The organism is Citrobacter sp. KTE30 (assembly GCF_000398825.1).
Classification (GTDB): domain Bacteria; phylum Pseudomonadota; class Gammaproteobacteria; order Enterobacterales; family Enterobacteriaceae; genus Citrobacter; species Citrobacter freundii.
On the sequence record NZ_KB976055.1, the window covers coordinates 1,568,622 to 1,593,597 of the forward strand.

The 24,976-nt window shown below is 52.3% G+C and carries 29 protein-coding genes; 16 read left to right on the forward strand and 13 right to left on the reverse strand.

Annotated features, from left to right (window positions below; all coding sequences use genetic code 11):
* Positions 1–152: 152 nt before the first annotated feature.
* Entirely contained in the window at positions 153–1,073 is a 921-nt protein-coding gene (locus WC1_RS15555) for a Kdo(2)-lipid IV(A) acyltransferase (protein WP_003036136.1), read from the reverse strand.
* A gap of 220 nt (positions 1,074–1,293) precedes the next feature.
* Between WC1_RS15555 and WC1_RS15550 the strand changes: the two genes are divergently transcribed.
* On the forward strand, positions 1,294–2,346 hold the full coding sequence (locus tag WC1_RS15550) for an oxygen-dependent tRNA uridine(34) hydroxylase TrhO (protein ID WP_016149920.1): 1,053 nt from the start codon (positions 1,294–1,296) through the stop codon (positions 2,344–2,346).
* A gap of 46 nt (positions 2,347–2,392) precedes the next feature.
* Here the strand turns inward: WC1_RS15550 and WC1_RS15545 are convergent, their stop codons facing one another.
* The 9 genes from WC1_RS15545 to mdtH form a co-directional block, all read right to left on the reverse strand.
* Entirely contained in the window at positions 2,393–2,968 is a 576-nt protein-coding gene (locus WC1_RS15545) for a YceI family protein (RefSeq protein ID WP_016149921.1), read from the reverse strand.
* 1 nt (position 2,969) lies between these two features.
* Positions 2,970–3,536: a cytochrome b gene (locus WC1_RS15540; RefSeq protein ID WP_016149922.1), complete on the reverse strand. Its 567-nt coding sequence runs from the start codon at positions 3,534–3,536 to the stop codon at positions 2,970–2,972.
* 261 nt (positions 3,537–3,797) lie between these two features.
* The gene (locus WC1_RS23465) at positions 3,798–3,911 is read right to left on the reverse strand and encodes a YceO family protein (RefSeq protein WP_003036148.1); all 114 of its coding nucleotides are present in this window, start codon (positions 3,909–3,911) and stop codon (positions 3,798–3,800) included.
* A 55-nt stretch (positions 3,912–3,966) separates the two neighbouring features.
* Positions 3,967–5,082 carry an N-methyl-L-tryptophan oxidase gene (solA, locus tag WC1_RS15535; RefSeq protein ID WP_016149923.1) on the reverse strand — a complete coding sequence of 372 codons (1,116 nt, stop codon included), beginning with the start codon at positions 5,080–5,082 and terminating at the stop codon, positions 3,967–3,969.
* 114 nt (positions 5,083–5,196) lie between these two features.
* A complete protein-coding gene (bssS, locus tag WC1_RS15530) occupies positions 5,197–5,451 on the reverse strand; it encodes a biofilm formation regulator BssS (RefSeq protein ID WP_003036154.1) in 255 nt (84 codons plus the stop codon).
* A gap of 340 nt (positions 5,452–5,791) precedes the next feature.
* On the reverse strand, positions 5,792–6,037 hold the full coding sequence (dinI, locus tag WC1_RS15525; RefSeq protein WP_003036157.1) for a DNA damage-inducible protein I: 246 nt from the start codon (positions 6,035–6,037) through the stop codon (positions 5,792–5,794).
* Positions 6,038–6,102: 65 nt separating this feature from the next.
* Positions 6,103–7,149: a dihydroorotase gene (gene pyrC / locus WC1_RS15520; protein ID WP_016149924.1), complete on the reverse strand. Its 1,047-nt coding sequence runs from the start codon at positions 7,147–7,149 to the stop codon at positions 6,103–6,105.
* Positions 7,150–7,254: 105 nt separating this feature from the next.
* Entirely contained in the window at positions 7,255–7,815 is a 561-nt protein-coding gene (locus tag WC1_RS15515; RefSeq protein WP_003836774.1) for a lipoprotein, read from the reverse strand.
* A gap of 114 nt (positions 7,816–7,929) precedes the next feature.
* Positions 7,930–9,138, reverse strand: coding sequence for a multidrug efflux MFS transporter MdtH (gene mdtH / locus WC1_RS15510; protein WP_003036166.1), 1,209 nt, complete (start codon positions 9,136–9,138; stop codon positions 7,930–7,932).
* A gap of 259 nt (positions 9,139–9,397) precedes the next feature.
* On the opposite strand from mdtH, the gene rimJ reads away from it, so the two are divergent.
* The 4 genes from rimJ (at position 9,398) to murJ (ending at position 13,347) form a co-directional block, all read left to right on the forward strand.
* A complete protein-coding gene (rimJ, locus tag WC1_RS15505) occupies positions 9,398–9,982 on the forward strand; it encodes a ribosomal protein S5-alanine N-acetyltransferase (protein ID WP_016149925.1) in 585 nt (194 codons plus the stop codon).
* A gap of 34 nt (positions 9,983–10,016) precedes the next feature.
* Positions 10,017–10,664 (forward strand): YceH family protein, encoded by a 648-nt coding sequence (locus WC1_RS15500; protein WP_016149926.1) that lies wholly within the window; start codon positions 10,017–10,019, stop codon positions 10,662–10,664.
* Between the two features lies 1 nt (position 10,665).
* On the forward strand, positions 10,666–11,589 hold the full coding sequence (locus WC1_RS15495) for a Gfo/Idh/MocA family protein (RefSeq protein WP_016149927.1): 924 nt from the start codon (positions 10,666–10,668) through the stop codon (positions 11,587–11,589).
* A 222-nt stretch (positions 11,590–11,811) separates the two neighbouring features.
* A complete protein-coding gene (gene murJ, locus WC1_RS15490; RefSeq protein WP_003036176.1) occupies positions 11,812–13,347 on the forward strand; it encodes a murein biosynthesis integral membrane protein MurJ in 1,536 nt (511 codons plus the stop codon).
* Between the two features lie 85 nt (positions 13,348–13,432).
* On the opposite strand, the gene flgN is transcribed toward murJ, so the two are convergent.
* The 3 genes from flgN to flgA all read right to left on the reverse strand — a co-directional run bounded on the left by flgN (position 13,433) and on the right by flgA (position 14,905).
* Positions 13,433–13,855 carry a flagella biosynthesis chaperone FlgN gene (gene flgN / locus WC1_RS15485; RefSeq protein WP_016149928.1) on the reverse strand — a complete coding sequence of 141 codons (423 nt, stop codon included), beginning with the start codon at positions 13,853–13,855 and terminating at the stop codon, positions 13,433–13,435.
* A gap of 3 nt (positions 13,856–13,858) precedes the next feature.
* Positions 13,859–14,152, reverse strand: a complete 294-nt coding sequence (gene flgM, locus WC1_RS15480) for a flagellar biosynthesis anti-sigma factor FlgM (protein WP_003036183.1) — start codon at positions 14,150–14,152, stop codon at positions 13,859–13,861.
* A 93-nt stretch (positions 14,153–14,245) separates the two neighbouring features.
* Positions 14,246–14,905: a flagellar basal body P-ring formation chaperone FlgA gene (gene flgA, locus WC1_RS15475; protein ID WP_003036186.1), complete on the reverse strand. Its 660-nt coding sequence runs from the start codon at positions 14,903–14,905 to the stop codon at positions 14,246–14,248.
* A gap of 157 nt (positions 14,906–15,062) precedes the next feature.
* On the opposite strand from flgA, the gene flgB reads away from it, so the two are divergent.
* The 11 genes from flgB (at position 15,063) to flgL (ending at position 24,914) form a co-directional block, all read left to right on the forward strand.
* Entirely contained in the window at positions 15,063–15,479 is a 417-nt protein-coding gene (gene flgB, locus WC1_RS15470; RefSeq protein WP_003836763.1) for a flagellar basal body rod protein FlgB, read from the forward strand.
* Between the two features lie 3 nt (positions 15,480–15,482).
* Positions 15,483–15,887, forward strand: coding sequence for a flagellar basal body rod protein FlgC (gene flgC / locus WC1_RS15465; protein ID WP_003036191.1), 405 nt, complete (start codon positions 15,483–15,485; stop codon positions 15,885–15,887).
* An 11-nt stretch (positions 15,888–15,898) separates the two neighbouring features.
* Complete coding sequence (gene flgD, locus WC1_RS15460; protein ID WP_003832158.1) at positions 15,899–16,597, forward strand: flagellar hook assembly protein FlgD; 699 nt, start codon at positions 15,899–15,901, stop codon at positions 16,595–16,597.
* A 26-nt stretch (positions 16,598–16,623) separates the two neighbouring features.
* Positions 16,624–17,835, forward strand: coding sequence for a flagellar hook protein FlgE (gene flgE, locus WC1_RS15455; protein ID WP_003836758.1), 1,212 nt, complete (start codon positions 16,624–16,626; stop codon positions 17,833–17,835).
* Between the two features lie 20 nt (positions 17,836–17,855).
* On the forward strand, positions 17,856–18,611 hold the full coding sequence (locus WC1_RS15450; RefSeq protein ID WP_003036200.1) for a flagellar basal body rod protein FlgF: 756 nt from the start codon (positions 17,856–17,858) through the stop codon (positions 18,609–18,611).
* A gap of 13 nt (positions 18,612–18,624) precedes the next feature.
* Complete coding sequence (flgG, locus tag WC1_RS15445; RefSeq protein ID WP_003036202.1) at positions 18,625–19,407, forward strand: flagellar basal-body rod protein FlgG; 783 nt, start codon at positions 18,625–18,627, stop codon at positions 19,405–19,407.
* A gap of 57 nt (positions 19,408–19,464) precedes the next feature.
* On the forward strand, positions 19,465–20,163 hold the full coding sequence (gene flgH / locus WC1_RS15440; protein ID WP_003836756.1) for a flagellar basal body L-ring protein FlgH: 699 nt from the start codon (positions 19,465–19,467) through the stop codon (positions 20,161–20,163).
* 33 nt (positions 20,164–20,196) lie between these two features.
* Positions 20,197–21,273 (forward strand): flagellar basal body P-ring protein FlgI, encoded by a 1,077-nt coding sequence (locus WC1_RS15435; RefSeq protein ID WP_057063917.1) that lies wholly within the window; start codon positions 20,197–20,199, stop codon positions 21,271–21,273.
* Complete coding sequence (gene flgJ / locus WC1_RS15430; protein ID WP_003836755.1) at positions 21,273–22,223, forward strand: flagellar assembly peptidoglycan hydrolase FlgJ; 951 nt, start codon at positions 21,273–21,275, stop codon at positions 22,221–22,223. Before WC1_RS15435 ends, flgJ begins: the two co-directional genes overlap by 1 nt.
* Before the next feature lie 64 nt (positions 22,224–22,287).
* Complete coding sequence (gene flgK, locus WC1_RS15425; protein WP_016149929.1) at positions 22,288–23,946, forward strand: flagellar hook-associated protein FlgK; 1,659 nt, start codon at positions 22,288–22,290, stop codon at positions 23,944–23,946.
* A gap of 14 nt (positions 23,947–23,960) precedes the next feature.
* Positions 23,961–24,914, forward strand: coding sequence for a flagellar hook-associated protein FlgL (gene flgL, locus WC1_RS15420; RefSeq protein ID WP_003836751.1), 954 nt, complete (start codon positions 23,961–23,963; stop codon positions 24,912–24,914).
* Positions 24,915–24,976: the final 62 nt, after the last annotated feature.

Consider the following 24,976-nt stretch of genomic DNA (forward strand, 5'->3'; position numbering starts at 1 on the left):
GTTCCGCAGTGTGGCGCGCTGTTTGCGCTATCGATTGAATATAAGTAAGCAGGCTAATTATGCGCCTGGTTGATAGTTGCTGCAATGCGGATAGCAGTTAAACCTAAAGCAGGCAGGGAAGGTGTTGCAGCCCACAGGACTGCAACAGTGTTTTAGTACAGGGAAGGAGAACCTTCAGGGCGCGTCTTGAAGCGACGATGCAGCCACATATACTGCTCTGGCGCCATCATGATGCATTGCTCAACAATTTTGTTCATCCACGCGGCAGTGGTCTCTGCGTCGTCCAAAGGCGGTGAACACTCCGGAGGCAGCATAATCAATTGATACCCTTTACCGTCAGGTTTGCGGCGAGGAACAAACGGTACCAGGCAGGCATTGGACATGCGCGAAAGCATCCAGGTCCCAGAGGTTGTTGCGGCTTGTTCAACGGCAAAAAGTGGTACAAACACACTGGCACGAGGGCCGTAATCGTGATCCGGCGCGTACCAGACCACTTCGCCCTTTTTCAACGCTTTAATCATCCCTTTCAGGTCTTTACGATCGAGCATTGATTTATTCGAGCGCATACGGCCCCAGGTTTGTAGCCAGTCGAGAAGCGGGTTGTCGTTAGGGCGATACACACCAATACCCGGCTCCTGCAAACCAAACTGACGCGCACCCAGTTCCAGAGTCAGAAAGTGCAGACCCACTAATAGGATCCCGCGTTTTTGCGCCTGAACGTCACGGATATGTTCCATCCCGATCACTTCAGTCCAGCGTGAAATACGCTTATCGGACCAAAACCAGGCCATCCCGGTTTCCATTACGCCCATGCCCACTGATTCGAAGTTCTTGACGACCATCTGCTGGCGTTCCTGCTCACTCATCTGCGGGAAGCACAGTTCCAGATTTCGGGAAACAATTTTTGCCCGACGTTTCATCAAACGTAGCGCCAGTCGACCTAATGCACAGCCCAACTTAAAGAGGATGGGGTAGGGTAACTGCACGATTAACCAAAGGATGCCAATACCCAGCCAGGTTAACCAATAACGTGGATGCAGTAACGCAGCCGAAAACTTGGGTAAATTCGTCATGTCTATCCTGTCTTCAAACGACCAATTCCCTGTATTGTCGCATTTTTTCGCGCGTATCAAAAATTTGTGACGGGAGAACGGTGATTAATTCTGCAATTGTTGTTGCAATTTTATAGTGAAGTATGAAATGTAGCGTAAAATGTGTGGATGTAAATTGGCGATGTTTGCTTTATTATGCCGCCGATTTTCATTTATTCCCTATTTGCAGGATACGTACACCATGCCAGTGTTACACAACCGCATTTCGAACGACGCCCTCAAAGCCAAAATGCTGGCCGAGACCGAGCCGCGTACGACGATCTCATTCTATAAATATTTCACCATTGCCAATCCTCAGCACACGCGTGATGCACTGTACCAGATGTTCACCGCATTGAACGTCTTCGGGCGAGTATATCTTGCCCATGAAGGAATTAACGCGCAAATCAGCGTACCGCAAAGCAACGTCGAGGCATTTCGCCAGCAACTCTATGCGTTTGACCTTGCATTGAACGATTTACGTCTGAATATTGCGCTGGATGATGACGGTAAATCGTTCTGGGTACTGCGTATGAAAGTCCGTGAACGTATCGTGGCGGATGGTATTGACGATCCAGACTTTGACGCCAGCAACGTGGGGGATTATCTCAAGGCAGCAGAGGTGAATGCCATGCTTGACGATCCTGAAGCGGTATTCATTGATATGCGCAACCATTATGAATATGAGGTGGGTCACTTCGAGAATGCGCTGGAGATCCCGGCAGACACGTTTCGCGATCAGTTGCCGAAAGCGGTTGAAATGATGCAGGCGCATAAAGATAAAAAAATCGTGATGTACTGCACGGGTGGGATCCGCTGTGAGAAAGCTAGCGCCTGGATGAAACACAATGGATTTAGCAAAGTCTGGCACATTGAGGGCGGTATTATTGAGTATGCCCGCAAGGCGCGTGAGCAGGGACTTCCGGTGCGTTTTGTCGGTAAAAACTTTGTCTTTGATGAGCGCATGGGCGAAAGGATCTCTGAAGATGTTATCGCACATTGTCATCAGTGCGGCACGGCGTGCGATAGCCATACTAATTGCAAAAATGATGGCTGCCATCTGTTGTTTATTCAGTGCCCGGCTTGTGCGCAGAAATATAAAGGCTGCTGTAGCGAGCTGTGTAGCGAAGAGAGTGAGTTGCCGGAAGAGGAACAACGGCGTCGTCGCGCGGGGCGTGAAAATGGCAATAAAATCTTTAATAAATCACGTGGTCAACTGAATACCAAACTGGGTATTCCAGACCCTGCACAATAGTCGCTATGCCGGATGGTGGCTTGAGCCCCATCCGGCCATTCATGCGTTACTTCTGTTGCACACCTTCCACTGAGATGATCAAATCGACTTCCTGCGACGCCGGACCGAGAGCGGTGGTGATGTTGAAATCCTTCAGCTTAATCTTACCTTGCGCTTCAAAACCAGCGCGCGTACCGCCCCAAGGATCGCCGCCCTGACCGATGAGCTTCGCGTCCAGCGTAACCGGTTTGGTAACGCCGTTCAGGGTCAAATTACCGGTGATATCCAGGTCATTACCTTCTTTCTTCACGCTGGTGGAGCTGAAGGTCGCCTGCGGGAATTTTGCTACGTTAAGGAAATCTGCGCTGCGCAGATGTTTGTCACGTTCGGCGTGATTAGTGTCAACACTGTTGGTGTTGATGGTTACGTTAACCTTATCGGCTGCGGGATTTTTCTCATCAAAGGTAAACGTACCGTCGAAATCTTTAAATGTGCCGTACAGCCAGCTGTAACCCAGATGCTGAATACGGAAATTAACAAAGGCATGCTGTCCTTCCTTGTCAATTTTGTAATCTGCCGCCACGGCCGACCCGGTGGTGAATAACAGAGAGGCGAGTGTAAGTCCCAGCAGGTTTTTTTTCATTTTAAGCTCCATAGTCAGATGACGATTTTCCCAACATGCGATTGAGGGTATCGTCGTTATCGATAAAGTGATGTTTCAGGGCCATCAGTCCGTGCAGTAGGGATAAAATCACCACGGTCCACGCAAGCCACAGGTGCAAGCTACCGGCGAGGTCGGCCTGAGCACCTGCGTTGGCAACGGTGGCTGGAATGTCGAACCAACCAAAGACGCTTATCGCTTTGCCATCTGCGGTGGAAATTAGATATCCGCTGATGACAATTGAAAAGAGCAGCAAATAAAGTACGAGGTGACCCATTGCCGCTGCGATGCGGGTTAAACGGGAGTAGCTTGCCAACGCAGCAGGCGGAGGGGAGAACAACCGCCAGACAACGCGGATAACCAGTCCCATCATGAGTAGAATGCCGATGCTTTTATGCAGTTCAGGGGCCTGGTGATACCAGCCGTCATAGTAGCTAAGCGTGACCATCCATAAGCCCAAGGCGAACATGCCATATACAGCAATTGCAACCAGCCAATGTAATGTGGCTGACACTACGCCATAGCGCTGTGGACTATTTTTGAATTGCATAAGCACACCGATTTATATTTCAGAAGTGAATGAAAATGGCGTGTAAAAGACATTAATGCAACTAATAAATAACAATGGTGATGATATTTATTTTTTGTTCAGTAAAGTTGACTGATTATTGAATTAATCATCAAGAGATTAGTGTGAGAATAGGTGGGAGTGCTTGGTTTATGGGTGGTTATGATTTTTATTATTGTTCAGTTTATTGCAATGAAATTAAGCTAATTTCAATTTTTGTCAATTATTGTCAGCGCGCAGGAATCAGAAAAACATAATATATATTACATCCATAATGGCCAGCAGCGACCATAAAATAATGTAGAGCATAAGATGCTCGCGAATATTATTAACCAGATAGTGAAAGATACGGCGCATTGACGTTATTCCTGTCATTAAAAATGGCCTCACCGTCGAGGCCATTCGTTTATTATCACTTAAAACGGCTTAGCCTGAAGGGGGTCAGGTCAAAGTCAGACGGTTTGTCCTGAGCGAAGTTTGCCGCAATCTCTCCCAGAACAGAGGCAAACTTAAAGCCATGTCCGCTCAGCCCGGTAATGATTAGCGTGTTGTCGTGCGCTGGCAGAGTATCGATAATAAAGTCTTCATCCGGTGAATTATCGTAAGTGCAGGACGCGCCGTGCAGGCAGCAGCCAACGCCCGGCAGAATTGTGCGCAGGAATGGGAAGGCTTCAGAACCATCGCTGGCTACAGCGGCAAATGGCTTACGCTCATCAGCAGAGTGAATGACTTGTCCGCCGTTGTGCTTACCAATTTTCAGCTCGTCGTTTTCTGCCGGGAAACCGTAGTATTGATCACCATTTGGCAGCTCGCCGGTAAAGGCTGGGAAGTTATTCTTAACGCTGTAGCGCCCATCGGCCTGATACCAGGCGAACACTTTGCGCACCGGTTGTATCGGTAGTTCAGGGACTAAAGCCTGCACCCAGGTACCGGCGCTGATCACTGCTTTTTTCGCGTGGTAGTCACCGTCAGCCGTTTCTACCGTGATGCCATCATCACCGTGATGAATTGCGCTGACCGGGCATTTAAACAGTTGCGCACAGCCTGCTTCTTCCGCCAGACGGATCCAGGTTTTAATTGCTAACTCACTGCGTAAAAAACCGGACTCCGCTTCAAACAGACCGATATAGTTGTCAGGTACACGAATCTCCGGCCAGCGCGCCATGATGGCTGCCGCATCCAGTTGTTCAACGTTGAGTTGCCACTGTTTGGCGCTTTGCGCTGCAGTCGCTAAGAAGGTGGACTCTGCCGGACCGAGGTTGATAACACCGGAGCGAACAAAAATCGGTTCTTCATTATGGGTGGATAGTTCATCCCACAATGTTTGCGCACGTAGCACTAGCGGAACGTATTTTTCACCTTCGCCATAAGCATGACGAATTAATCGAGTGTCACCGTGGTGGCTGCCCTGCTGATGCGGAGGCATATGTGCATCGATCATCAGAACCTTCAGACCGGCACGTGTGGCATTGTATCCAGCTGCGGCGCCTACTGAACCGCTGCCAATAATGATTAAGTCGTATTTCATCCGCTTCTCTCTGCAATCGCGATAGTAGCAGGTTAAATAACTGACCCGGAATATTCAACCTGGAAATAAGAAAGGCACCGTTAAGGTGCCTTTTGATGGTTGGATGTATCAGGTTTAATGTCGCTGATACTCATTTACCTGGTAATCGCCAGATTCAATTTTGGCGATTCCTGCTTCTAATATCGAAATAAATTGCCTGGCAACATCAGTGGTTAACCAGAGCGTTTGACCAACTTCAGTCCCATCCGGGTCAGGGCGATTCGGGGTCTGGTAGTGCAAACGCAGCATCAGCGCATCGTAGCTATCAACAGTGCTGATGTCCCACCCTACAAGCGGATGAGTCTGAATGACTTCATTATTCTTTTCCATCATGCCCCCTAATTCGTGTTACTAGACAACGGTTTTCGAGGTTCAATGCGTTTTTTTCTGAAGCAACTTCAGTATATCAATAAATAAGGGTATTCATTGAAAATTTAAAGAGGGAAGGGCATAAATTTTTTGTTTTCAGCGTTATCTGACTAAGAAACCAACATGTTATTCATTTTTTTTTAGTATGTTGCACAATTATTTTGTTGTTTTGGTTAAAAGATAATCGGTGGGTTAATATTAAATTAAATACTCGTCAGAAGAAATGCGCGATTGATTACAGGATTGTGTGTATAAAAAAGCCGGGGCGACCCGGCAAACAAACATCACTGCATATCATTATTTATTCGTTGATGAACCAGTCATCCGCGCTTTCCCAGGTTTCCTGTAGGATCTCGCTGATGCGTTCTTTGTCCTCTTTAGTCGCGCCAATAACCGACAAATTGTTTGCGCCGGCATAACGGACGGTAACGTTACCTTCGTTATCTGGAAAATGGTGCTGAATACGGCGGGAGAGTTCACCTGCCAGTGCGTCAATTGCACCGGCAGGTAAAGGTGAAGTTTTGGCAATAGTGACTTCAATACGCATAGTAGCCCCCTGTGGAATATACTGTTTATTTATACAGTTATTCGCATCGGTTGGCTACACTTTTTTTAGCTTTTTACTGACCAGCGTACCGTTTCGCCACCCAGGAAAGGCACCAGCGTATCGTCTTCCAGTGCAATGCTCTCAGGAACCAGGTGCTCCACGCGTTCCAGCTCAATAAAGGTCTCATTTACCGGCAAGCCATAGAACTGTGGGCCGTTGAGTGAGCAGAAGGCTTCGAAATGGTCGAGCGCATTCATCTCTTCAAACACGGTGGCATAGCTGCCCAGCGCGGTCGGTGCATTAAAACAGCCCGCACAGCCACAGCTTGACTCTTTGCGATGACGAGCGTGCGGCGCTGAGTCGGTACCGAGGAATGCGCGCTTAAACCCGCTGGCAACCAGTTCACGCAGCGCCTGTTGGTGGACGTTACGTTTGAGGATTGGCAGGCAATACAGGTGAGGGCGAATCCCGCCAACCAGCATGTGGTTGCGGTTAAACATCAGGTGCTGTGGCGTAATGGTCGCAGCCAAAAGTTCGTTACCATCGCGCACGTATTCGGCAGCATCTTTGGTGGTGATATGCTCGAACACCACTTTCAGCGAGGTCAAACGCTGACGCAGCGGTTCCATCACCGTTTCAATAAAGCGTGCTTCGCGATCGAAAATATCGATATCTGCATGCGTGACTTCGCCGTGCACCAGCAGTGGCATACCCAATTTTTCCATCCGCTCCAGCACCGGCATGATGGCGTCAATAGAGGTTACACCATGCGTCGAGTTGGTGGTGGCATTGGCTGGATAGAGTTTTGCCGCGGTGAATACGCCTTCGTTAAATCCACGTTCCAGCTCGTTGGGATCCAGCGTATCCGTTAAGTAGCAGGTCATTAATGGCGTGAAGTCGTGTCCGGCAGGTACCGCGTCAAGAATGCGCTGGCGATAAGTGATAGCCGCGTCAACCGTGGTGACGGGCGGTGCCAGGTTCGGCATGACAATGGCGCGGCCATAAACCTCACTGGTATAGGGCACGACAGTTTTTAACATGTCGCCATCGCGAAAGTGAAGATGCCAGTCGTCTGGGCGGCGGATCTTTAAAACCTGGGATGGTGCAGTCATCAATATGCTCCGGCTGAGGATAGTCTTTTTTGCCGGAAACAAAGGATAAGCGGAAACGTTTTCGTTTGCACGAAAAAAAAGGGCGCATCAGCGCCCTCAGTTTTATTAGTCGGTGAACGGGATGATGATTTCACCCGGTTTGACCTCAATACCTTTCGCCAGTTTTTTCGCCAGCGCTTCACCCTGGCTGCTGTCTTCCTTCAGAATGTACGCTGGCTGCTGGTTGAAATAGTTACGCAGCGACTGATTTAAATAAGGCATCAGGGTTTGCAGTACTGACTGCATTTTCTCTGGCGTGACGGTGGCGTCGACGACTTCCATCTCTTGCAGATAAATCGCGCCTTTTTCTTTATTGAAAACCGGTAAGGCTTTCAGCTTCAGCTTCATGGTCGCTTTCTGACTGCCAAACAGGGAGTTCATGTCCAGGTTGGCATCGCCGGTCAGGGTTACTTTGTTTGGCTCTTCACGACCAATCTGGCTGGCGAGATTATTCAGTACGATATGTGCTTCAGCAACGCCGGGCAAACCGATGTCTTTTGAAAAGTTATTATGCTTTGCCAGGGCTTGATTAATTTCTTGCTCGCTAACCGTGTATTGCGTGAGTTGATTACAACCAACCAACAGGCCGCTGACAATCAGTGCAGCGGCAAAAAAAAACTTTTTCATGGGGTTCCTCAACATGATGCATGTGGCGTAATCGTGACACAAAGCATCATCGAGTACCAGCGCCCCGGACGCCAGCAGAAAAAACTGAAAAGCGCCCGGACGCAGGTTCGGCTATCAGGCGTCTGGTTCCAGCATACCTCGCGTTGGGCGTTTGAGACTGAATTGCCAGCCTAGCGCCAGGAAGGTGATGAAGCCAATAATACCGAGCATCATCCAGGGCAGCTCAGGCTGTGCCAGGGCTTTGCCCATGTCAAACAGCCAGCCGCCGCCGACATAGCCAATTGCGCCACCGATGGCGAGTCCCAGTCGGCTGAAGCCCATATAGCTTCCTCTGGCCCGCGCATTCGCCAGCGAGGCGCTCAGGGTTTCACGCGCCGGTTCGGCGATGATCGAGCCAATATAGAACGTGCAGATAAGGGTAAACAACTGCTGCAAATTCCCGACCAGCCCAATGGGCATCATGCTCAGAGACATCACCAGCAGGCCCGCCATCAGACGATGTTCAAGGCGAAAGCGTTTTTCACTCCAGCGGGCAATCGGGTACAGCAGCGTTAAAGAGAGACATGCCTCAATGGCATACATCCATTTCACGGCGGCCGGTGAGCCAGCGATGTCATTCACCATGATGGGCAGCATCAGCATCACCTGTACCGCCAGCATGTAATAGCCCGCCAGCGTCAGCACATAGGTGACAAAGCGCTTGTCATGCATCACGTGGCTCATCCCTTCGCGCACCGGAATTTTCACCGTCGACAGCTTCCATGCCGGGAGCAGCCAGGCGTTAAACGCCGCGCACAGAACGAACAAAATTGCGCCGGTGGCACATACCAGACGGAAATCGTATTGCAATAACCAACTGCCGAGTAACGCGCCGACCACGGCCCCGGCGCTATCCTGCATCATCAGAATAGAGAAAAAACGCCCGCGCTTTTCCGGGCGGATCAGCTTGACTACCAGCGCCGAACGGGGAGGGTCGAACAGCGTGCCACCCAGCCCGGAAAGAAAGCAGGAAAACCACAGCAGCCACGGTTCATGCGCAATGCCCATGGTGGCGAACCCGGCTGCGCGCATCAGCATGCCGGTGACGATCATCGGTTTGGCGCCGAAACGGTCAGCAATAGCACCGCCGAAAATACCCAACCCCTGCTGGATAAATTGACGTAATCCAAGCGCGATACCGACCATCACGGCGGCCCAGCCCATTTGGTCGACGAAACGAATTGAGATCAGCGGGAAAACGACGAAGAAACCCAGCACGACCAGCATATTATCGATGAGAAGGAAGTATTTACCCAGGTTCCTTGCCTGCGAGACTTGCGACATTTCCCCTCCAGGGAAAAACTCGTCACTCTGGATAGAGTTTAAAAGATAAGCACCTCCTATTCTGCGGTGTCGTCATCGCTTTTCCCACCCTTCGCGGGACAATATTTTTTTATCAAAAGTCCGTCTTGATAGAGAGTTTTCATCAAAATGTGTGAATAATTCAAAAAATGGCATTTTGCTCTTTTCACAGGGTGTATTCGCACAGGTATAGTAATGCGAATAGCGTATTGAAGACGTTACGGGAAGGAGTAGGTATAGAATGTTTGGCTATCGCAGTAACGTGCCAAAAGTGCGCTTAACCACGGACCGCCTGGTCGTGCGTTTAGTGCATGAGCGTGATGCCTGGCGTCTGGCAGATTATTACGCAGAAAATCGTCATTTCTTAAAACCCTGGGAACCTATTCGCGATGAAAGCCACTGCTATCCGTCCGGCTGGCAGGCGCGTCTCGGCATGATCTCTGAGTTTCATAAACAGGGCACTGCCTATTATTTTGCGCTGCTCGATCCGGACGAAAAAGAGATTATCGGCGTTGCGAACTTCTCAAACGTGGTGCGGGGATCCTTCCATGCCTGTTATCTCGGCTACTCCATTGCGCAGAAATGGCAGGGGCAGGGGCTAATGTATGAAGCCTTAACTTCGGCCATCCGTTATATGCAGCGCACTCAGCATATTCACCGCATTATGGCTAACTACATGCCACATAATAAGCGCAGCGGTGACCTGTTGGCGCGACTGGGTTTTGAAAAAGAAGGGTATGCCAAAGACTACCTGCTGATTGACGGGCAGTGGCGCGATCACGTGCTGACGGCGTTGACCACATCAGAATGGACCCCCGGCCGCTAAGTTTCAGATGCAGCCATGATTAATGGAGAAGACGATGAAATACGAATTAACCGCCACCGAAGCACGAGTGATTGGCTGTTTATTAGAAAAACAAGTGACAACGCCGGAACAGTACCCACTCTCCGTTAATGGAGTCGTAACAGCCTGCAATCAAAAAACGAATCGTGAACCGGTGATGAACCTGTCGGAATCGGACGTGCAGGAGCAGTTGGATAACCTGGTTAAGCGACATTTTCTGCGCACGGTGAGCGGCTTTGGCAATCGCGTCACGAAATATGAGCAGCGTTTCTGCAACTCTGAATTTGGCAATCTGAAGCTTAGTGCCGCAGAGGTGGCCGTAATCACTACACTGCTGCTGAGGGGCGCTCAGACGCCTGGTGAATTGCGTAGTCGCGCATCCCGTATGTACGAATTCAGCGATATGGCCGAAGTGGAATCGACACTGGAAAATCTGGCAACCCGAGAAGATGGGCCTTATGTGATCCGCCTGGCGCGCGAGCCGGGCAAACGTGAAAGTCGCTATATGCACCTGTTTTGCGGTGAGGTTGATGAAGCCATTGCCGCGGCAGATCAACTCCCTGCAGCCTCCGATGATCTGCAGGCACGCGTGGAAATGCTGGAAACGGAGGTCGCAGAACTTAAGCAGCGACTTGATTCATTGCTGGCGCACCTGGGAGACTGACGTGAATAAATTACGTATCGGCGTTGTCGGCCTTGGCGGTATTGCACAAAAGGCCTGGCTACCCGTGCTGGGCACCTCCGCAGACTGGACGCTGCAAGGCGCCTTTTCACCTTCGCGCGATAAAGCACAGCGTATCTGTGATACCTGGCGGATACCCTACGTGGATTCACTGGTGAATCTGGCGCAAACCTGCGACGCGGTTTTCGTCCATTCCAGCACCGCGACGCACTATGCGGTCGTCAGTGAATTGCTGAATGCCGGAGTTCACGTGTGTGTGGATAAGCCGCTGGCGGAAAACCTGCGTGAGGCTGAGCAACTGGTGGAGCTGGCCGCGCGGAAAAAACTCACGCTGATGGTCGGGTTTAACCGCCGGTTTGCACCGCTGTACCAGGATCTCAAAACCCAGTTGAGCACCGCAGCGTCTGTACGTATGGATAAGCACCGTACGGATAGCGTTGGGCCGCACGATCTGCGTTTCACTTTGCTGGACGACTATCTGCACGTAGTCGATACCGCACTGTGGCTGGCGGGAGGGCAGGCGCAGTTAAATAACGGCACGCTGCTGACCAATGAATCTGGTGCGATGCTTTACGCCGAGCACCATTTTTCTACCGGTCAAATGCAGATAACGACCAGTATGCATCGCCGTGCCGGTAGCCAGCGTGAGAGCGTGCAGGCGGTGACGGACGGTGGCCTGATTGACGTAACTGATATGCGGGAATGGCGGGAAGAGCGTGGGCAAGGTGTTGTTCATAAGCCGATAGCGGGCTGGCAAACGACCTTAGAACAGCGTGGTTTTGCCGGATGTGCGCGTCATTTCATTGAGTGCGTGCAAAATCAGACGGTTCCCCAGACGGCAGGCGAGCAGGCGCTACTGGCCCAGCGTGTTGTTGAAAAGCTGTGGCGGGAGGCGATGGCTGAATAACCCCCTGTAACATCTGGCGGTAGTAATTCATTGTAATCCAGGTACTATATGCCCACTCAAAATAACACCTCTTTTCAACCATAGGCTGATTTGTCGGCCTGATAAGGCGCTACGGTGTCGCCATCAGGCGCAGCAAAAGTGTCGGATGGCGGCGAGAATGCCTTATCCGACCTACGGGCAGGTTTGTCGGGGTTTTGCCTCAGAGTCTGGAATACAACATAGATGAATTTATTAAAGTCGCTGGCAGCCGTCAGCTCGATGACGATGTTTTCACGAGTGCTGGGTTTTGCGCGTGATGCGATTGTCGCCAGAATCTTTGGTGCAGGGATGGCGACAGATGCCTTTTTTGTGGCATTCAAACTTCCTAACCTGCTACGCCGAATTTTTGCCGAAGGCGCATTTTCGCAGGCGTTTGTGCCGATTCTTGCTGAGTACAAAAGCAAGCAGGGGGAAGATGCTACCCGCGTGTTTGTTGCCTACGTTTCCGGACTGTTGACGCTGGCGCTGGCTGTGGTGACGGTAGCCGGGATGTTGGCTGCGCCATGGGTGATTTTAGTTACCGCGCCGGGGTTTGCCGACACAGCGGATAAATTTGCACTGACCACTCAACTGCTGCGGATCACTTTTCCCTATATTCTACTGATTTCACTGGCCTCACTGGTTGGTGCGATCCTTAACACCTGGAACCGCTTTTCTATTCCTGCGTTTGCCCCGACTTTTCTGAATATCAGCATGATCGGTTTCGCGCTGTTTGCGGCCCCTTATTTTCATCCGCCAGTGCTGGCGCTGGCGTGGGCCGTTACCGTGGGTGGCGTGCTACAGCTGATTTATCAGCTTCCGCATCTGAAGAAAATTGGCATGCTGGTACTGCCGCGTGTGAACTTCCGCGATGCGGGGGCGATGCGCGTCGTCAAGCAGATGGGCCCGGCGATCCTTGGGGTATCAGTCAGCCAGATTTCACTGATCATCAATACGATTTTCGCCTCGTTTCTGGCCTCTGGCTCAGTTTCGTGGATGTACTATGCCGACCGTCTGATGGAGTTTCCGTCCGGTGTGCTTGGCGTAGCGCTGGGGACTATCCTGCTACCATCGCTGTCCAAAAGCTTTTCCAGCGGTAATCATGATGAGTATTGTCGCCTGATGGACTGGGGCCTGCGCTTGTGTTTCCTGTTGGCATTACCGAGTGCCGTAGCGTTGGGTATTCTGGCCAAACCGCTGACGGTGTCTCTGTTCCAGTACGGTAAATTTACCGCCTTTGATGCCGCGATGACCCAGCGTGCGCTGGTGGCGTATTCGGTAGGTTTGATTGGTTTGATCGTGGTGAAAGTGTTGGCTCCGGGCTTTTACTCGCGCCAGGATATAAAAACGCCAGTGAAGATTGCCATTGTGACGCTGATTATGACCCAGGTGATGAACCTGGCGTTTATCGGGCCGTTAAAGCATGCCGGGCTGTCGCTGTCGATTGGTCTGGCGGCGTGTCTGAACGCTTCACTGCTGTACTGGCAATTGCGTAAGCAGAAAATCTTCACCCCGCAACCGGGCTGGACCTGGTTCCTGGCGCGACTGGTGATTTCCGTGTTGGTGATGTCGGCTGTGCTTGTTGGGATGCTCTACATCATGCCAGATTGGTCGCAGGGAACGATGTTGTGGCGCCTGCTGCGTCTGATGGCGGTCGTGGTGGCAGGTATTGCTGCTTACTTCGCAGCACTCGCTGTGCTGGGCTTTAAAGTAAAAGAGTTTGTGCGCCGGACGGCATAAAGAATCAATGCCGGATGGCGGCATAACGCCGTATCCGGCCTACAAAAAGTGTAGGCCTGATAAGCAAAACGTTATCAGGCTTGCATCAGATAGAGAATTTTTTCCCGCCGCGGTGCGCAGCTGAAGTTTGACCGTTTGCGCCATACAACGCCGGTTCCTGGTGCGGTTTCAGCACTTGTATTGCTTGTTGATTACGCTCGATCTGCCCTTCCAGCAGCCAGCCATTGTGCTGGTTGAGGTCACGTAAGTGCTGTGTTTTCATGGTGATGGTCTGCCAGCGTTCAGCAATTTCATCATTAGCGCTGCGCGTGGCGTCATGCTCCTGACGGCGCTGCTGCTCCAGATAATCAAGGGTCGCCAGCAAAGAGCTTTTTTCTTCTGTAATACGCTGTAGCTGGCTGCCGTTGATATGGCCTGCGGAAAGCTGCTGCTGTTCAGCATCCATTACCGTTTTCAGGTCATTGAGGACGGTCGTCATCTGGTCAAGTATTTCTGACAAACGAGTCATACTTTATTTACTCTGTAGGTAGCTCTGCGCCTCGCGAATCAGCGAGTCGGCAATTTTTCCGGTATCCATTTTCAATTCACCGTTACGGATTGCGGTTTTCAGTGCTTCCACGCGTTCCATATTGATGTCATTGGTGCCGGGCTGCATCAGTTTGGCCTGGGCGTCGCTCAGCATGACGCTGGTGCTGGTGGTCGCGGTGGTTTTTTCCTTCTGCGCTTTTTGTACCGGCGCATCGCTGGTTTCACGCGGCTGAACGGTGCTTACTGGCTTCAATGGTGAGGTACGATCAATGCTCATTTTATTTTTCCTCATCGAGGGGTTACGCTATAGCGGCCCGCTGTAATCATTGGTTGTTTATCTATCGGCACACGCTAAAAAATCTTTAACCTATTATAGGTTAATAAGAATATTCCCATCAGAATCGACGACGCCGCTCACCACCTGGCCTGAAATCATCCGCACTCGCGCATTCTGTGCGACAGCGGCGTTGTTCAGCGCTTTACCTTCGGCATTAACCCGAAAGCCATCTCCGTTGGCAATAACCAGCACGCGCTGACCGGCCTTGATCCGCCATGCCTGGCGCAACATCGAAAGCTGTATCGGTTGGCCCGGGACCAGATCGCGCAGGCTCACAGCATCCTGCACCTGACTCATATCCAGCACCGCGCGCGGCGGTAGTTGGTCCAGTCGACCACGTTTCAGCGTTACGCTGGCTGGGGTCAGGGTGCTACCTCGCGCTACAGGCGCGGCGGCTACTACGTAGTTTCCCGTCGCCTGGACGTTTACCTGCAGATAACGTTTTTCGTTGGCACAGCGAGCCAGCACATTCACATTACCCCACAGTTTCGCGCTACCTGACACGCTTAATGCCGGTTGCTCACAGCTCGGCAATAAGTTTGGCGACGTTCGGATAGTGACCACCACCTCATCGCTAAATCCGGCCAGGCGCTGGGAAAACCATGCCGTTAGCTGCGAATTCAGGTCTTGCGCCAGCGTCATAGGGCTGAACAGCAGTGCTGCCACGACTATTCCACGTTTAAACGTTTGCATCAAAACCTCGCGCTTTTTCAGGTAGTGGCAGGATTTTACCTGTGTGACGCAGTCATCAACGCAACAAATAGCGACGCATTTTGCGTTTATTCCGGCGATAACGCGCGCGTAATGGGATTTAAGCTGTCGGCTGAATTTTGTCATTTGCGGAGGAGATATGCTCGATAAGCTCGACGCCGCCTTACGTTTTCAACAGGAAGCGCTGAATTTGCGCGCCCAACGCCAGGAAATATTGGCGGCCAACATTGCCAATGCCGACACGCCGGGGTACCAGGCGCGTGACCTGGATTTCGCCAGTGAATTAAAAAAAGTCATGGTGCGAGGACGGGAACAAACCGGCGGCGTTTCGTTGACGCTGACCTCTGCACAACACATTCCGGCCCAGACCGTTTCTTCGCCGTCTACGGAGCTGCTCTACCGTATTCCTGACCAGCCATCTCTTGATGGCAACACGGTGGATATGGACCGGGAGCGCACGCAATTTGCAGACAACAGCCTCAAGTATCAAATGGGGCTGACCGCGCTGGGTGGGCAAATCAAAGGCATGATGAACGTGCTGCAAGGAGGGAACTAATTCGTGGCGCTGTTAAATATTTTTGATATCGCAGGTTCTGCGCTGACGGCTCAGTCTAAACGCCTGAACGTCGCGGCCAGTAACATGGCGAATGCGGATAGCGTCAGCGGGCCCGACGGTCAGCCGTATCGCGCGAAACAGGTTGTTTTTCAGGTAGATGCTGCGCCAGGTGCGGCTACCGGTGGCGTAAAAGTTGCTGACGTCATTGAAAGTCAGGCGCCGGATAAGCTGGTTTATGAACCCGGTAATCCGCTGGCCGATGCGAATGGCTACGTAAAAATGCCGAATGTGGACGTCGTTGGTGAGATGGTCAACACCATGTCAGCCTCGCGTAGCTATCAGGCAAACGTCGAAGTGCTCAACACCGTGAAAAGCCTGATGCTCAAAACGTTGACGCTAGGCCAGTAAAGGAGGCGCACATGTCTATTGCTGTAAAAATGAATGACCCGAGCACGACGGGGGTTAATGCCGCCACGGGGAATAGCTCCCTGACGGGCAGCAATGCCGCTGACCTGCAAAGCAGCTTTCTTACGCTGCTGGTTGCACAACTGAAAAACCAGGATCCTACCAACCCGCTGCAAAACAACGAACTGACTACCCAGTTGGCGCAAATCAGTACCGTGAGCGGGATTGAGAAACTGAACACCACGTTAGGGTCGATCTCCGGGCAGATCGACAACAGTCAGTCGCTGCAGGCCAGTACGCTGATTGGCCACGGGGTCATGATCCCGGGTACTACCATCCTGACCGGTAAAGGGACGGAAGAGGGTGCCAAAACCACGACAACACCTTTTGGCGTTGAGCTGCAGCAACCGGCAGATAAGGTTACCGCAACCATTACCGATAAAGACGGCAAAGTGGTACGCACCATTGACATTGGTGGATTGAAAGCGGGCGTTCATACCTTTACCTGGGACGGCACCATGACCGATGGCACGGATGCACCAAGCGGTTCTTACAACGTGTCAATTGCTGCCAGCAATGGCGGAACGCAACTGGTGGCACAGCCGCTTCAGTTTGCGCTGGTGCAGGGCGTTATTCGCAGTAACGGCGGTAATACGCTGGATCTGGGCACCTATGGAACCACCACCCTCGACGAAGTACGGCAGATAATTTAAGCCTTCACACTTATCAGGAGTAAGTCATGGCCTTTTCTCAAGCGGTCAGCGGTCTGAACGCTGCAGCGACCAACCTCGATGTCATTGGTAACAACATCGCCAACTCCGCCACCTACGGTTTTAAATCCGGTACGGCATCTTTTGCCGATATGTTCGCCGGTTCTAAAGTGGGTCTGGGCGTTAAAGTTGCGGGTATTACCCAGGACTTTACCGACGGCACCACCACCAACACCGGCCGCGGGCTGGATGTTGCTATCAGCCAGAACGGTTTTTTCCGCATGGTAGACAGTAACGGTTCTGTTTTCTTCAGCCGTAACGGTCAGTTCAAACTCGATGAAAACCGCAATATCGTTAATATGCAGGGGCTGCAACTGACGGGCTATCCGGCTACCGGTACACCACCGACAGTTCAGCAGGGTGCAAACCCGGGGCCGATTACGATCCCCAACACATTGATGGCGGCACAGGCAACCAGCAAGGCCTCAATGCAGATCAACCTCAACTCATCGGATAAAATCCCGACAACGACAAAGTTTGATCCGAAAGATGCTGACAGCTATAACAAAAAAGGCCCCGTCACCGTTTATGACAGTCTGGGAAATGCCCACGAAGTTAACGCCTATTTTGTAAAACAGCCTGATAACAAATGGGCTGTCTATACCGTTGATAGCAGTGATCCTAAGGCTGCTGTACCAACCGCACCGACGTCCACGCTGGAATTTGATACTAATGGAGCGCTAATCGGCGGCGGTACATTCAATATCACCACAGCTGCGCTCAATGGCGCACCGGCTGTCACCTTCGCAATGAGTTTCCAGAACTCCATGCAGCAGAACACAGGTGCCAACAACATTGTTGCCACTAAACAGGACGGCTACAAACCAGGCGATCTGGTGAGCTACCAGATTAACAATGACGGTACCGTAGTCGGCAACTACTCCAACGAACAGCAACAGGTTCTAGGACAGATCGTGCTGGCAAACTTTGCCAACAACGAAGGTCTGGCGTCTCAGGGCAACAACGTCTGGGCGGCCACTCAGGCCTCCGGTGTGGCGCTGCTGGGTACCGCGGGTACGGGTAACTTCGGCAAGCTGACCAACGGGGCGCTTGAAGCGTCAAACGTGGATTTGAGTAAAGAACTGGTGAATATGATTGTCGCCCAGCGTAACTATCAGTCGAACGCGCAGACCATCAAAACCCAGGATCAAATCCTCAACACGCTGGTCAACCTGCGCTAAGCGCCTGACGGGATGGCTTAATGGATCACGCAATTTATACCGCCATGGGCGCGGCCAGTCAGACGCTGAATCAACAGGCGGTGACGGCGAGCAACCTGGCAAACGCCTCCACGCCAGGGTTTCGTGCGCAGCTCAATGCACTGCGCGCGGTTCCTGTAGAAGGATTGTCTTTACCGACGCGTACGCTGGTCGTGGCCTCCACACCGGGGGCCGACATGACGCCGGGTCAGATGGACTATACCTCCCGCCCGCTGGATGTGGCGCTGCAACAGGATGGCTGGTTGGCTGTGCAGACCGCGGATGGTAGCGAAGGATATACCCGTAACGGCGCTATTCAGGTAAGCCCAACGGGTGAACTGACAATTCAGGGACACCCGGTAATTGGCGAAGCCGGACCGATAGCCGTACCGGAAGGTTCAGAAGTCACCATTGCGGCGGACGGGACAATTTCTGCACTTAACCCTGGCGATCCGGCGAATACCGTAGCGCCAGTGGGGCGGCTGAAGCTGGTGAAGGCTACAGGGATCGAAGTGCAACGTGGCGATGACGGTATGTTCCGTCTGACCCAGGCCGCACAGGCTACCCGTGGTGCGACGTTACAGGCCGACCCCAGTATCCGTGTGATGTCGGGCGTGCTGGAAGGCAGTAACGTTAAACCGGTTGCTGCGATGAGCGACATGATCGCCAACGCCCGCCGCTTTGAAATGCAGATGAAAATTATCAGTAGCGTGGATGATAACGCGGGCCGCGCCAACCAACTGCTGTCGATGAGTTAATACAGGACATTTTATGATCAGTTCATTATGGATCGCCAAAACCGGCCTGGATGCGCAGCAAACCAACATGGATGTGATTGCCAACAACTTGGCAAACGTCAGCACCAACGGATTTAAGCGCCAACGCGCCGTGTTTGAAGATCTGTTGTACCAGACGATTCGTCAGCCTGGCGCACAGTCTTCTGAACAAACCACGCTGCCGTCTGGTTTGCAGATTGGTACCGGTGTACGTCCGGTTGCAACCGAGCGTTTACACAGCCAGGGTAACCTGTCGCAGACCAACAACAGTAAAGATGTGGCGATTAAAGGCCAGGGCTTTTTCCAGGTCATGTTGCCCGATGGTACGTCCGCTTATACCCGCGACGGTTCTTTCCAGGTGGATCAGAACGGCCAGTTGGTGACGGCGGGTGGTTTTCAGGTTCAGCCCGCCATCACCATTCCGGCTAACTCGCTCAGTATCACCATTGGACGCGACGGTATTGTCAGCGTGACCCAGCAGGGACAGGCGGCGCCTGTTCAGGTCGGGCAGCTTAACCTGACAACATTTATGAACGATACCGGTCTGGAAAGTATTGGTGAGAATCTGTACACCGAAACGCAGTCATCCGGTGCGCCGAACGAGAGCACGCCGGGGTTGAACGGCGCGGGTCTGCTGTATCAGGGCTATGTTGAAACCTCTAACGTCAACGTGGCGGAAGAGCTGGTAAACATGATCCAGGTTCAGCGCGCTTACGAAATCAACAGTAAAGCGGTATCGACCACCGATCAGATGCTGCAAAAACTGACGCAACTCTAAAGTGGAGTCCGGTGGGGTGAAAACCTCACCGGCACACTGATTTTGAAGATGACCGCAATGCGAAAATACGCGCTTCACCCATACCCTATTTTAGCCCTGCTGGTGGTTTCACTAACAGGATGTGCCTGGATCCCGGCCACGCCCCTCGTGCAGGGTGCGACGACTGCCCAGCCCGTTCCAGGTCCAACGCCGGTGGCGAATGGCTCAATCTTCCAGTCGGCACAACCGATTAACTATGGTTATCAGCCACTCTTTGAAGACCGTCGTCCACGCAATATTGGCGATACGCTGACCATCGTATTGCAGGAAAACGTCAGCGCGAGCAAAAGCTCTTCGGCGAATGCCAGCCGCGACGGCAAGACAAACTTTGGCTTTGATACCGTACCGCGCTATCTGCAAGGTCTGTTCGGTAACGAACGTGCCGACGTAGAAGCCTCAGGCGGTAACTCCTTTAACGGTAAAGGCGGCGCGAACGCCAGAAATACCTTCAGCGGTACGCTGACCGTAACGGTCGATCAGGTACTGGTGAATGGCAACTTACATGTCGTGGGTGAAAAACAGATCGCCATAAATCAGGGCACTGAATTCATTCGCTTCTCCGGGGTCGTTAACCCGCGCACCATCAGTGGCAGCAACTCCGTACCGTCAACCCAGGTTGCGGACGCGCGTATTGAGTACGTCGGCAACGGCTACATCAATGAAGCGCAAAATATGGGCTGGTTGCAGCGTTTCTTCCTTAACTTGTCGCCGATGTAAGCGAGGTACCCCGTGTTTAAATTTTTTGTTGGAATGGCACTGGTGCTGGTAACCGCCTTCGCGCATGCCGACCGTATTCGTGACCTGACCAGCGTGCAAGGCGTGCGGGAAAACTCGCTGATTGGTTATGGGCTAGTGGTCGGTCTGGATGGTACAGGCGACCAGACCACCCAGACGCCGTTTACCACGCAAACGCTCAACAACATGCTGTCGCAGTTGGGGATCACCGTGCCCACCGGCACTAATATGCAGTTGAAAAACGTGGCAGCGGTAATGGTCACCGCGCAGTTCCCGGCCTTTGGTCGTCAGGGGCAAACTATTGACGTTGTAGTCTCTTCCATGGGTAACGCTAAAAGCCTGCGCGGCGGAACGCTGCTGATGACCCCGCTGAAAGGGGTCGATAGCCAGGTATATGCGTTGGCGCAGGGGAATATTCTGGTTGGCGGTGCGGGCGCAGCTGCGGGTGGCAGCAGCGTGCAGGTAAACCAGCTCAATGGCGGACGCATTACCAACGGCGCGACCATCGAACGTGAATTACCCAGCCAGTTCGGCGGCGGTAACACCATTAATCTGCAACTGAATAATGAAGATTTCACGATGGCGCAGCAAATTACCGACACTATTAACCGCTCGCGTGGTTTTGGCAGCGCAACGGCGTTGGATGCCCGCACTATTCAGGTGCGCGTGCCAAGCGGCAACAGCTCGCAGGTGCGTTTCCTTGCTGATATCCAGAATATGGAGGTGAACGTCACGCCGCAGGACGCTAAAGTGATTATCAACTCGCGCACCGGATCTGTCGTCATGAACCGCGAAGTAACGCTGGATAGCTGTGCCGTGGCACAAGGCAACTTGTCGATCACGGTGAACCGCCAGGCGAACGTCAGCCAGCCGGACACACCGTTTGGCGGTGGACAAACCGTAGTGACGCCACAAACTCAGATTGACCTGCGCCAAAGCGGTGGTTCGCTGCAAAGCGTGCGTTCCAGCGCCAACCTGAACAATGTTGTGCGTGCGCTGAATGCGCTGGGAGCAACGCCGATGGATTTGATGTCCATTCTGCAATCGATGCAGAGCGCGGGTTGCTTACGCGCCAAACTGGAAATCATCTAATGATTGGTGACAGCAAACTGCTGACCAGTGCCGCCTGGGATGCGCAATCTCTGAACGAACTGAAAGCGAAAGCGGGTCAGGACCCGGCGGCGAATATCCGCCCGGTCGCCCGTCAGGTTGAAGGGATGTTCGTGCAAATGATGTTGAAAAGCATGCGTGAAGCGTTACCGAAAGATGGCGTGTTTAGCAGCGATTCAACGCGCTTGTATACCAGCATGTATGACCAACAAATTGCGCAGCAGATGACCGCAGGCAAAGGTCTGGGGCTGGCTGAAATGATGGTCAAGCAGATGACTGAAGGGCAAGCGCAACCTGCGGATGACGCGCCGCAGGTGCCGATGAAGTTTTCACTGGAAACGGTGACCAGCTATCAAAATCAGGCACTGACGCAACTAGTCCGCAAAGCCATCCCCCGGGCGACAGAAAGTAATGATCAGCCGCTGTCAGGTGACAGCAAAGACTTCCTCGCCCAGCTGTCACTGCCGGCTAAGCTGGCCAGTCAGCAGAGCGGGGTCCCGCATCATCTGATTTTGGCGCAGGCGGCGCTGGAGTCCGGATGGGGGCAGCGACAAATTCGTCGCGAGAATGGCGAACCGAGTTTCAACATTTTTGGTGTGAAGGCTTCGGGAAGCTGGAAAGGTCCAACCACTGAAATCACCACCACTGAATATGAGAACGGTGAGGCGAAAAAGGTGAAAGCCAGATTCCGTGTCTATAGCTCTTACCTTGAGGCGTTGTCGGATTATGTCGGTCTGATATCCCGTAACCCGCGCTATGCGGCGGTGACCGCTGCCGCGACCGCCGAACAGGGGGCGCAGGCATTGCAAAATGCGGGTTACGCCACAGACCCTAACTATGCACGTAAATTAACCAGCATGATCCAGCAGTTGAAATCGATGAGCGAAAAGGTGAGTAAAACCTACAGCACGAATCTCGATAATCTCTTTTAAATAGCTCAAGTCTACCGACCTGCTGCCGATAATAACGAGTATTGAAGGATTACAAGGAACCTCCATGTCCAGCTTGATTAATAACGCGATGAGTGGACTCAGCGCAGCGCAGGCCGCGTTGAATACTGCCAGTAATAACATCTCCAGCTATAACGTTGCCGGATATACCCGACAAACAACAATTATGGCGCAAGCGAACAGCACGCTGGGTGCGGGGGGCTGGGTAGGCAATGGCGTCTATGTTTCTGGCGTACAGCGCGAGTATGACTCCTTTATTACTAATCAGTTGCGGGCTGCGCAAAACCAGAGCAGCGGCCTGACAACGCGCTATGAGCAAATGTCAAAAATCGATAATTTGCTCTCCAGCAAAACCAGCTCTATTTCGACCTCAATGCAGGGTTTTTTTACCAGCCTGCAGACGCTGGTCAGTAACGCTGAAGATCCGGCGGCGCGCCAGGCGCTGATCGGCAAAGCGGAAGGTTTAGTCAACCAGTTCAGAACAACCGACCAATATCTGCGGGATCAGGACAAGCAGGTAAACACGGCGATTAAGGCCAGCGTTGACCAGATCAACAATTACTCGAAACAGATTGCCAACCTTAACGACCAGATTTCCCGCATGACGGGCGTCGGCGCGGGGGCATCGCCGAACGATTTACTCGACCAGCGCGACCAGTTGGTGAGTGAACTGAACCAAATTGTCGGCGTGGAAGTCAGCGTGCAGGACGGCGGGACTTACAACGTGACCATGGCGAATGGCTATTCGCTGGTGCAGGGCAGCAACGCTCGCCAACTGGCGGCAGTCCCTTCCAGCGACGACCCCTCTCGCACGACTGTCGCTTATGTTGACGGCGTGGCCGGAGAAGTTGCCATCCCGGAAAAGCTGATCACGACCGGTTCGCTGGGCGGGCTGTTGACGTTCCGTTCGCAGGAACTCGACCAAACGCGTAATACCCTTGGTCAGTTGGCCCTCGCTTTTGCTGATGCGTTTAACACGCAGCACAAAGAAGGTTTTGATGCCAACGGCGACCCGGGCAAAAACTTTTTCGATATTGGTGGCCCGGCAGTCCTTAGCAATACGACGAATAAAGGGACCGGTGCGCTTGATGTTAAAATAACGGATAGTTCGTCGGTGCAAGCCACAGACTATAAAATTACGTTTGATGGTACTGACTGGCAGGTAACCCGTCTGGCTGACAATACCAGCTTTAAGCCGACCGTCACTGGCGGAAAAATGTCGTTTGATGGGCTGGAAATCACTGTCAAAAATGGTGCGCTGGCAAATGACAGCTTTACGGTGAAACCCGTGGGTGACGCCATTATCAATATGAAAGTGGCGGTGACCGATGAGTCGAAAATCGCCATGGCAGAAGTATCCAAAAACGATCTTGATCCGAATGTTGATAAAGGCAAAAGCGATAACCGTAACGGTCAAAAGCTGCTGGATCTGCAAACCAAGTCTACCGTCGGTGATAAAACGTTTAATGATGCCTACGCTACGCTGGTGAGCGATGTCGGGAACAAAACGGCGACGCTGAAAACCAGCGCCACCACTCAGAACAACGTGGTAACGCAGCTTTATAAGCAGCAGCAGTCTATTTCCGGGGTTAACCTCGATGAAGAGTACGGAAATTTGCAGCGTTATCAACAATATTACCTGGCTAACGCGCAAGTTCTGCAAACTGCGAATGCGCTGTTTGATGCACTGATCAATATTCGCTAAGGGAGAGGGAGACTATGCGTATTAGCACCCAGATGATGTACCAGCAGAATATGCGCGGCATCACTAACTCTCAGGCGGAATGGATGAAGTTCGGCGAGCAGATGTCGACGGGTAAACGCGTGATCAATCCATCTGACGATCCGATTGCCGCCTCGCAGGCCGTAGTACTTTCGCAGGCTCAGGCGCAGAATAGCCAATACACGCTGGCGCGTTCATTCGCGACGCAAAAAGTATCGCTGGAAGAGAACGTGCTGAATCAGGTGACGACGGCGATCCAGACCGCGCAGGAAAAAATCGTTAGTGCGGGAAACGGTACGTTAAGTGATGATGACCGTGCATCGTTGGCCACCGACCTGCAGGGGATCCGCGATCAACTGATGAACCTGGCGAACAGCACCGACGGTAATGGGCGCTACATTTTTGGCGGATATAAAACAGAATCTGCACCGTTTGCCCAGGCTGATGGCGCTTACAGCGGCGGTACGACAAACGTCACCCAGCAGGTTGATGCCTCCCGGACCATGGTGATTGGTCATACCGGTGATAAAGTCTTCGCCAGTCTGACCAGCAACGCTGTGCCGGAGCCAGGCGGCGGTACCCAGGAAAAGAATGTGTTCAAAATGTTGGATACTGCTATTGATGCGCTTAAGACACCGGTTGAGGGCAATGATGCGGCAAAAGCTACTGCCACTGCAGCCATCGATAAAACCAGCCGAGGTCTTAAAAACTCGCTGAATAATGTGCTGTCCGTGCGTGCAGAATTAGGCACGCAGCTTAGCGAATTGAGCTCGCTGGATTCACTGGGCGCCGATCGTGCATTGGGGCAAACTCAGCAGATGAGTAATCTGGTGGATGTCGACTGGAACGCCGCGATTTCGTCTTACGTGATGCAACAAGCCGCACTACAGGCATCGTATAAAACGTTTACTGATATGCAGGGAATGTCGCTGTTCCAGCTTAACCGGTAACGATCCATTTTGAACATATCATGAAACTGGGTATGTTTGTCTGCCCGCTCCTTTAACACCCC

Coding starts and splice junctions, on each gene's coding strand:
- WC1_RS15555 (WP_003036136.1), bottom strand. CDS start 1,073: ATGACGAATTTACCCAAGTTTTCGGCTGCGTTACTGCATCCACGTTAT.
- WC1_RS15550 (WP_016149920.1), top strand. CDS start 1,294: ATGCCAGTGTTACACAACCGCATTTCGAACGACGCCCTCAAAGCCAAA.
- WC1_RS15545 (WP_016149921.1), bottom strand. CDS start 2,968: ATGAAAAAAAACCTGCTGGGACTTACACTCGCCTCTCTGTTATTCACC.
- WC1_RS15540 (WP_016149922.1), bottom strand. CDS start 3,536: ATGCAATTCAAAAATAGTCCACAGCGCTATGGCGTAGTGTCAGCCACA.
- WC1_RS23465 (WP_003036148.1), bottom strand. CDS start 3,911: ATGCGCCGTATCTTTCACTATCTGGTTAATAATATTCGCGAGCATCTT.
- solA (WP_016149923.1), bottom strand. CDS start 5,082: ATGAAATACGACTTAATCATTATTGGCAGCGGTTCAGTAGGCGCCGCA.
- bssS (WP_003036154.1), bottom strand. CDS start 5,451: ATGGAAAAGAATAATGAAGTCATTCAGACTCATCCGCTTGTAGGGTGG.
- dinI (WP_003036157.1), bottom strand. CDS start 6,037: ATGCGTATTGAAGTCACTATTGCCAAAACTTCACCTTTACCTGCCGGT.
- pyrC (WP_016149924.1), bottom strand. CDS start 7,149: ATGACTGCACCATCCCAGGTTTTAAAGATCCGCCGCCCAGACGACTGG.
- WC1_RS15515 (WP_003836774.1), bottom strand. CDS start 7,815: ATGAAAAAGTTTTTTTTTGCCGCTGCACTGATTGTCAGCGGCCTGTTG.
- mdtH (WP_003036166.1), bottom strand. CDS start 9,138: ATGTCGCAAGTCTCGCAGGCAAGGAACCTGGGTAAATACTTCCTTCTC.
- rimJ (WP_016149925.1), top strand. CDS start 9,398: ATGTTTGGCTATCGCAGTAACGTGCCAAAAGTGCGCTTAACCACGGAC.
- WC1_RS15500 (WP_016149926.1), top strand. CDS start 10,017: ATGAAATACGAATTAACCGCCACCGAAGCACGAGTGATTGGCTGTTTA.
- murJ (WP_003036176.1), top strand. CDS start 11,812: ATGAATTTATTAAAGTCGCTGGCAGCCGTCAGCTCGATGACGATGTTT.
- flgN (WP_016149928.1), bottom strand. CDS start 13,855: ATGACTCGTTTGTCAGAAATACTTGACCAGATGACGACCGTCCTCAAT.
- flgM (WP_003036183.1), bottom strand. CDS start 14,152: ATGAGCATTGATCGTACCTCACCATTGAAGCCAGTAAGCACCGTTCAG.
- flgA (WP_003036186.1), bottom strand. CDS start 14,905: ATGCAAACGTTTAAACGTGGAATAGTCGTGGCAGCACTGCTGTTCAGC.
- flgB (WP_003836763.1), top strand. CDS start 15,063: ATGCTCGATAAGCTCGACGCCGCCTTACGTTTTCAACAGGAAGCGCTG.
- flgD (WP_003832158.1), top strand. CDS start 15,899: ATGTCTATTGCTGTAAAAATGAATGACCCGAGCACGACGGGGGTTAAT.
- flgE (WP_003836758.1), top strand. CDS start 16,624: ATGGCCTTTTCTCAAGCGGTCAGCGGTCTGAACGCTGCAGCGACCAAC.
- WC1_RS15450 (WP_003036200.1), top strand. CDS start 17,856: ATGGATCACGCAATTTATACCGCCATGGGCGCGGCCAGTCAGACGCTG.
- flgG (WP_003036202.1), top strand. CDS start 18,625: ATGATCAGTTCATTATGGATCGCCAAAACCGGCCTGGATGCGCAGCAA.
- flgH (WP_003836756.1), top strand. CDS start 19,465: ATGCGAAAATACGCGCTTCACCCATACCCTATTTTAGCCCTGCTGGTG.
- WC1_RS15435 (WP_057063917.1), top strand. CDS start 20,197: ATGGCACTGGTGCTGGTAACCGCCTTCGCGCATGCCGACCGTATTCGT.
- flgJ (WP_003836755.1), top strand. CDS start 21,273: ATGATTGGTGACAGCAAACTGCTGACCAGTGCCGCCTGGGATGCGCAA.
- flgK (WP_016149929.1), top strand. CDS start 22,288: ATGTCCAGCTTGATTAATAACGCGATGAGTGGACTCAGCGCAGCGCAG.
- flgL (WP_003836751.1), top strand. CDS start 23,961: ATGCGTATTAGCACCCAGATGATGTACCAGCAGAATATGCGCGGCATC.